Annotated in this window: 5 protein-coding genes (1 of these 5 running past the window's edge); 3 read left to right on the top strand and 2 right to left on the bottom strand. The window is 71.4% G+C overall.

Annotation, left to right across the window (positions count from 1 at the left end; translation table 11 throughout):
* Together DFI_RS11400 and DFI_RS11395 are read right to left on the bottom strand one after the other, a co-directional pair.
* Window positions 1-1,132, bottom strand: the 5' portion of a protein-coding gene (locus tag DFI_RS11400) for a citrate synthase family protein (protein ID WP_051307860.1). The gene continues 104 nt to the left of window position 1, outside the view; only the first 1,132 of its 1,236 coding nucleotides appear in the window; it begins with the start codon at window positions 1,130-1,132; its stop codon lies off the left edge, out of view.
* Between the two features lie 76 nt (window positions 1,133-1,208).
* Window positions 1,209-2,360 (bottom strand): serine protease, encoded by a 1,152-nt coding sequence (locus tag DFI_RS11395; RefSeq protein ID WP_051307858.1) that lies wholly within the window; start codon window positions 2,358-2,360, stop codon window positions 1,209-1,211.
* Between the two features lie 374 nt (window positions 2,361-2,734).
* On the opposite strand from DFI_RS11395, the gene DFI_RS11390 reads away from it, so the two are divergent.
* The 3 genes from DFI_RS11390 to DFI_RS11380 all read left to right on the top strand — a co-directional run bounded on the left by DFI_RS11390 (window position 2,735) and on the right by DFI_RS11380 (window position 6,132).
* A complete protein-coding gene (locus DFI_RS11390; protein WP_027463193.1) occupies window positions 2,735-4,030 on the top strand; it encodes a beta/alpha barrel domain-containing protein in 1,296 nt (431 codons plus the stop codon).
* A gap of 71 nt (window positions 4,031-4,101) precedes the next feature.
* On the top strand, window positions 4,102-5,106 hold the full coding sequence (galE, locus tag DFI_RS11385) for a UDP-glucose 4-epimerase GalE (RefSeq protein ID WP_027463192.1): 1,005 nt from the start codon (window positions 4,102-4,104) through the stop codon (window positions 5,104-5,106).
* A 72-nt stretch (window positions 5,107-5,178) separates the two neighbouring features.
* Window positions 5,179-6,132 (top strand): CorA family divalent cation transporter, encoded by a 954-nt coding sequence (locus tag DFI_RS11380; protein WP_051307856.1) that lies wholly within the window; start codon window positions 5,179-5,181, stop codon window positions 6,130-6,132.
* The last annotated feature ends 134 nt before the right edge of the window (window positions 6,133-6,266 follow it).

Below are 6,266 nucleotides of genomic sequence, written 5' to 3'. Positions count from 1 at the left end.
CCACCGCGTCCGCCGGGGGACGTCCCAGCGCGTGAATCAGGGCCGCGAGGGCAAGGTCGACGTTGGGCTGCTCGCCCGTTTCCGCCCGCGTCAGCGCAGCCAGGGTCGCGGCCCCCTGCACGCCCGGCGCCTCCGGGAACTGGGCGTGCAGGGCACTGAGCAGGTCGTGGGCACGGGGGTCGCCGTCCGGGTACAGGCGGTGCCCGAAGCCGGGCAGGCGGCCGTGGCGGCGGGTCGCGTCGCGCAGCGCCTCCCGCGGGTTCCCGCGCAGCGCGTGCCCGAGCAGCTCGAAGGCGTCCAGGGACGCGAGGCCGTGCTGGGGGCCCTGCAGGGCGCAGAGGGCCGCCAGGGTGGCGTGGTGCAGGCCCGCGCCGCCGCTGGCGGCCACCCGGGCGGTGAAGGTGCTCACGTTGAGTTCGTGATCCGCGAGGAGCACCAGCGCGCGGCGCAGCACGTCCGCGCCGTGGGGCACCGCCCAGGCGCGGGCCAGCCGGGCATGCAGCGGCAGGTCCGGCGCGGCCGGCACGCCCTCGAAACGCTCCAGAGCGGCGTACAGCAGGGCGAGCACCCGGGCGGCCTGGGCCACCTGCGCCTCCGGCCGGGTGTCCAGGGCCGTCAGGTCGTGCGTGGCGGCGTACGTGAGCGCGTATGCCAGGGCCTCCACTGGCTGCGTGGCGCGCGCAGGGGCGCCCAGGGTCAGGCGGGCCCGCAGGGGCAGGGCCGGCGTGGCCCCGGCCTGCCCGGTCCACAGCAGGGCGGCCACCTCCTCCACCGTCAGGTGGGTGCTCAGCTCGGCGGCGTTCTGGCCGCGGTAGGTCAGGGTGCCGTCCGCGATGCGGGTCAGGGCGCTGTCCAGCACCGGGGCGCCCCAGTGCAGCGCCCCGCCCACCGCGTCCTGCACGGCGTCCTGAAGGGCGGCGCCGGGGTCGCGGCGGGTGGCGGCGCGGTGTAGCAGGGCGTGCACGTCCTCGGCGCTGTACCGCCGTTCGCGCGTGCCGGCCGGGCCGGGTTCGCTGCGGATCAGGCCGCGGGACACGTAGGCGTACAGCGTGGCCGTTTTCACGCCGAGCAGCGCGGTGGCCTCGGCCGCGGTCAGGCTGTCCGGGCGGGTGGGGTCGTGCGCGGGGGTCACTGCCGAGCATTCTAGGGAACGGAGCGTGGAAAGGCCCGCCCCTGACCTCCGGGGTGGGCTGCGGGCGGGGCCGGGCTCAGGGAGCGGTGACGGTCAGGGTGTAGGAGCCGCTGCCGGAGTACCCGTACACCTCCCAGCGGTAGGTGCCGCTGGCGGCTGCGTAGTTGATGCTCTCACTGCTGCTGCTGGCCTCGCTGGAGGCAACGTCCACCCAGCTGGTGCCGTTGAATTTCTGCAGGTACAGGTCGAAGTCCGTGCCGCTGGGGCCGCTCAGGCTGGCGCTCAGGGTACCGGCGGCGTACGTGCGGCCTGCGGTGCCCGGCTGGTAGGAGGTGGCGCCGGACGCCACGATGCCGCTGTACGTGACGGTCGTGCCGGTGGTCGTGGGAGCCTGCGGCTGCACGCCGGTGTTCATGGTGATCCACGGCTGGTACTCGCTGACGCGCGCGAAGGCGGTGGCGTTGGTGCAGACATTCGCGGTGCCCCAGCTGACCACCCCGAACACGTAGAAGCGGTTGCTGTGCTTGCTCGCGAAGGGCCCGCCGCTGTCGCCGTGGCAGCCGGTCTGGCCCTGGCTGTTCTTGTTCCCGCAGATCATGCCGCTGGTGATGGTGGAGCCCAGCTGCGCCCCGCAGTCGGCGTTGCTGATCACCGGCAGGTTCGCCTCGCGCAGGTAGCTGCTGTTGCTGCTGGAGTTCCCGCCGACGGTCATGCCCCAGCCGCTGATGGTCTGGACGGTGCCCACGGCGGCGGCCGTGCTGGCGAAGGTGGGGGTAGGCAGCGCGGCTGCCTGGATGGTCGTGCTGTAGGTCAGCGGGGAGGACAGTTTGAGGACGGCGACGTCGTATCCGCGGGTGACGTCCACGTAGCTGGGGTGGATGCGGATGCTGGACACGGTGCGGGTGATGCCGCCGCTGGTGGCGGACAGGCTTCCGGCGCGGACGTACACCTGGCTGGGCAGGCCGCCTTTCACGCAGTGCGCCGCGGTGAGGATCCAGTCGGCGGCGATGATGGTGCCGCCGCAGAACTGCTGCCCGTTGCTGCTGTACAGCAGCGCAACCTGGTAGGGCCGGGCGCCGGTGACGCTGGCCGTGCCGTTGATGACCTGCGCCTGCAGGGGGTCCGGGGCGGGGGTCGCCTGTTCCTGCGGGGTGGGCGTGGGGGCGGCGGGCTGGCCGCAGGCGGCGAGGGCGAGAGGCAGGCTGAGCAGGGCAAGCAGTTTCTTCATGGGTTCTCCGGGGCCGAGGGCAAGGGCAGAGGGAGTGGCGGCACGCGGTCGGGGAACCTGGCCTAGGGGATGCCCATTCCTGACGCAATGGTCGGGAAGTGCGGGGTGGAAAAACTGAATTGTCTCGGCGACTCACACTGTAATCAGCGGTGAGAGTTTGCGAAAGTTGCGCGCGGCGGAGATGGGGAAGAGCTGGTTGGAAAAGTCTGAAAACGGGCGCCAGAGCAGCGAAAAGGCCGTTCGGGAATCCAGGACAGGAACCCATCAGGCTCTCCCGGCTCTCCAGATCAGGCCAAGAGCATCTCCCGGCAGCCTCAGACATTGACCGATCAATCAAGATTGACGACCTATCTTCCGCTGCCTACTGTGCGCCCATGACCGTCACCGATGCCGCCACCCCGGACCTGTTCCCGGACGCCTTCCCCCCGCAGGACTTTCCCCGGTACCGCTGGACCACCCCGCCTGCCACCCTGCCTCCCCGCGCCTGGACGACCGAAACCACCCACCGCGACGGCCAGCAGGGCGGCCTGCCCCTGACCACCGAGACTGGTCTGCGCCTCTACGACCTGATGGGCGAGTTCACCGCCGGCACCGGCGCCATCCGGCAGGCCGAATTCTTCGTGTACCGCTCCGCCGACCGCGCTATGCTCCAGGGCGCGCTGGAACGCTGGCAGGGCGGGCACAACCCGGTCGAACCGACCACCTGGATCAGAGCCTCGCGCCGCGACGCGGACCTGGTCGCCGGGCTGGGCGTGCGGGAAACCGGCATGCTCGCCAGCGCCAGCGATTACCACACCTTCCACAAGTTCACGCCCGGCGGCCGCGCACAGGCCGCCCGCACCTACCTGGACGCCGTGCACGCCGTGCTTGACGCCGGCCTGCGCCCCCGGCTGCACCTGGAGGACGCCACCCGCGCGCCCCGCGAGTTCATCTTGCCGTTCGTGGCGCAGGTGCAGCGCCTGGCAGCCGCCTACCCGGACACGCAGGCCCCCCGCTTCCGCATCTGCGACACCATGGGCGTGGGCCTGCCGCTGGAGAACGTCGAGTGGCCCCGCAGCGTGCCCGGCATGGTCCGCGAACTGATCGGGGCGGGCGTGCCCGGCGAGCTGCTGGAATTCCACCCGCACAACGACACGCACCTGATCGTCGCCAACTGCCTCGCGGCCGTGATGGCCGGGTGCGCCGCCATCAACGGCACGCTGCTGGGCCAGGGGGAACGCAGCGGCAATGCCCCCCTGGAAGGCGTGCTGCTGCACCTGACCGGCATGGGCCTGGTGGACCGCCCGAACTACCCCGCCCTGAACGCCCTGGCGGAGCTGTACGGCACGCTCGGGCAGGGCGTGCCCGCAAAGTACCCGCTGTACGGCCGGGACGCGCACCGCACCCGCGCCGGTATTCACGCCGACGGCCTGAACAAGTTCTGGCCCATGTACGCCCCCTTCGACGTGCCGGGCCTGCTCGGCCGGCCCCTGGAAGTCAGCCTGACCAAGGACAGCGGCGTGGCCGGCCTGATCTTCCTGATCCGGCAGCACACCGGGCAGGAACTGCCCAAGGATCACCCCGGGCTGCAGGCGCTGCATGCCAGCCTGAACGCCGAATTCGACGCGGGCCGCCAGACCGCCGTGGACTGGGAGGAACTCGCCGCGCGGGTCCACGCCGTGCTCGCCTGACGGCCGCGTTTGCTCCGCACCCCGCCCCCCGGGCATGCTGTGCGCATGACGGTTCAGTTGAAGGAGCAGGCATGAAGCTGCTGGTGGTGGGCGGGGCCGGGTACATCGGCTCGCACACGGTGCGGCAGCTGCGCCGGGCGGGGCACGAGGCCGTGGTGTTCGACAACCTGTCCAGCGGGCACGCGCAGGCCGTGCCGGACGGCGTGACCCTGGTGCGCGGCGACCTGCTGAACCCCGCCGACATCCGCGCCGCGCTGGACGCCCACCAGCCGGACGCCGTGATTCACTTCGCGGCGCTGATCGAGGTGGGGGAGAGCATGCGCGCCCCGGGGCGGTACTACCGCAACAACGTGACCGGCAGCCTGAACCTGCTGCAGGCCATCGTGGACACCCGCAAGATCCCGCTGGTGTTCTCCTCGACGGCCGCGGTGTACGGCACCACCGACGCCGTCCCGATCCCCGAGAACGCCGCCATGCAGCCTGAGAGCGTGTACGGCGAGACGAAACTCATGACCGAGCGCATGATTCACGCTTTCCACGTGGCGCATGGCCTGCCGTACACCATCCTGCGGTACTTCAACGTGTGCGGCGCCGCGCCCGAAGGGGACATCGGCGAGGCCCACCCGAACAAGACGCACCTGATCGAACTGGCGTGCCTGACCGCGCTGGGCCAGCGGGAAAAGATGATGGTGTTCGGCACCGACTACCCCACCCCGGACGGCAGCTGCATCCGCGACTACGTGCACGTGCAGGACCTCGCCGACGCGCACGTGCTGGCCGTGGAGGCCCTGCACGCCGCGCACGCCCGCGGGCAGGCCGGGCAGGCCACCTACAACGTCGGGCTCGGGCACGGCTTCAGCGTGCTGGAGGTGCTGGACGCCGTGGACCGCGTGACCGGCACGCCCCTGCACCGCGAGGTCGCCCCCCGTCGCGCCGGGGACCCCCCGCGCCTCGTGGCGGACGCCACGCGCATCGTGCGGGACCTGGGCTTCACGCCGCAGTTCACGGACCTGGACGAGATCGTCCGCACCGCCTGGAACTGGCACCGCACCCACCCGGACGGCTTCCGTCGCTGACCCAACCCCGCCCGGGGCCTTCACGATGGGTAAAGCCGCCCCGCGCGGGGCAGGACTACCCTGACGGGCGAGATGACCATCACCGCCCTGCTGTTCGACGCTGACGGCCAGGACGCCCAGCTGGACTGGACGGGCACCCTGCCGCCCCTCAAACCCCACCAGCTGCTGTGGCTGGACCTGGAAGCCGAACCCGCCGAGAGCGAGCAGGCGGTACTGGCCGTGCTGCCCCTGGACCCCACCGATCAGGCCGCCCTGCACCGCCACACGCCCGGCCCGCGGCTGCTGTACCGCACCGACCACACGCAGCTCAGCGTGAACACGCCACCCGGGCAGTCCGCGCAGGCCCCGGTGCGGATCCTGGCGGCGAAGAACCTGGTCGTCACGCTGCACGCCGAACCGGCCCCGTTCCTGAAGGCGCTGCACCACCAGCTGCGCGGCGACACGCAGCTGGGGCAGCTGGACGCCGCGGCCTTCCTGGCCGTGCTGCTGAACTACCACCTGGAGTCGTACTACGCCCTCCTGAGCCCCCTGGAGGACAGCATCGACCGGCTGGACGAGCACATCCTGCGCGACCCGGCACGCAACCACCTCGCGGACCTCGTGCGGCTGCGCCAGCGGGTGAGCGTGCTGCGCCGCGCGCTCGGCGCGCACCGCATGGTGTACGCGGGCCTCGCCAGCCCGGAATTCACGGTCTTTCAGGGCGACCAGCCGGAAACGCTGCTCACGCGGCTGTTCCAGCAGTACCAGCACGCCTACGAGGCCATCAGCCACACCCGCGAGATGGTGCTGGGCTCCTTCGACCTGTACATGACCAGCACCGGGCAGCACACCAACGAGATCATGCGCGTCCTGACCGTCGTCACGGTCCTGCTGGGCCTGCTGGGCGTGCTGGCCGGCATCCTGGGCACTAACTTCCAGGCCGGCATCTTCAAGAGCGGCGAGCACGGCTTCCGCCTGATGCTGGGCGGCATGTTCCTGCTCCTGGTGAGCATCCTGAGTCTCGCCCGCTGGCGCCGCTGGCTGTAAGACGAGTTGCGGTTGAAGTCGGTAGGGTTCATCCCGAGTGGAACGTGCAGCAGGAGAGACGCGGTGCGCGGCCTGGAGGAGCGTTCGACGCTGCCCCAAAGGCCGCTTGAATGAGTACGCCGCGTATCAGGCAG

This window comes from Deinococcus ficus, from assembly GCF_003444775.1.
Taxonomy (GTDB): Bacteria; Deinococcota; Deinococci; order Deinococcales; family Deinococcaceae; genus Deinococcus; species Deinococcus ficus.
Note: the sequence above shows the minus strand (reverse complement) of the source record. Positions and strands in the feature narration are given on the sequence as shown.

Bases quoted from the DNA above. Each gene is read 5' to 3' on its own strand.
- DFI_RS11390 (WP_027463193.1), top strand. From the start codon at position 2,735: ATGACCGTCACCGATGCCGCCACCCCGGACCTGTTCCCGGACGCCTTC.
- DFI_RS11395 (WP_051307858.1), bottom strand. From the start codon at position 2,360: ATGAAGAAACTGCTTGCCCTGCTCAGCCTGCCTCTCGCCCTCGCCGCC.
- galE (WP_027463192.1), top strand. From the start codon at position 4,102: ATGAAGCTGCTGGTGGTGGGCGGGGCCGGGTACATCGGCTCGCACACG.
- DFI_RS11380 (WP_051307856.1), top strand. From the start codon at position 5,179: ATGACCATCACCGCCCTGCTGTTCGACGCTGACGGCCAGGACGCCCAG.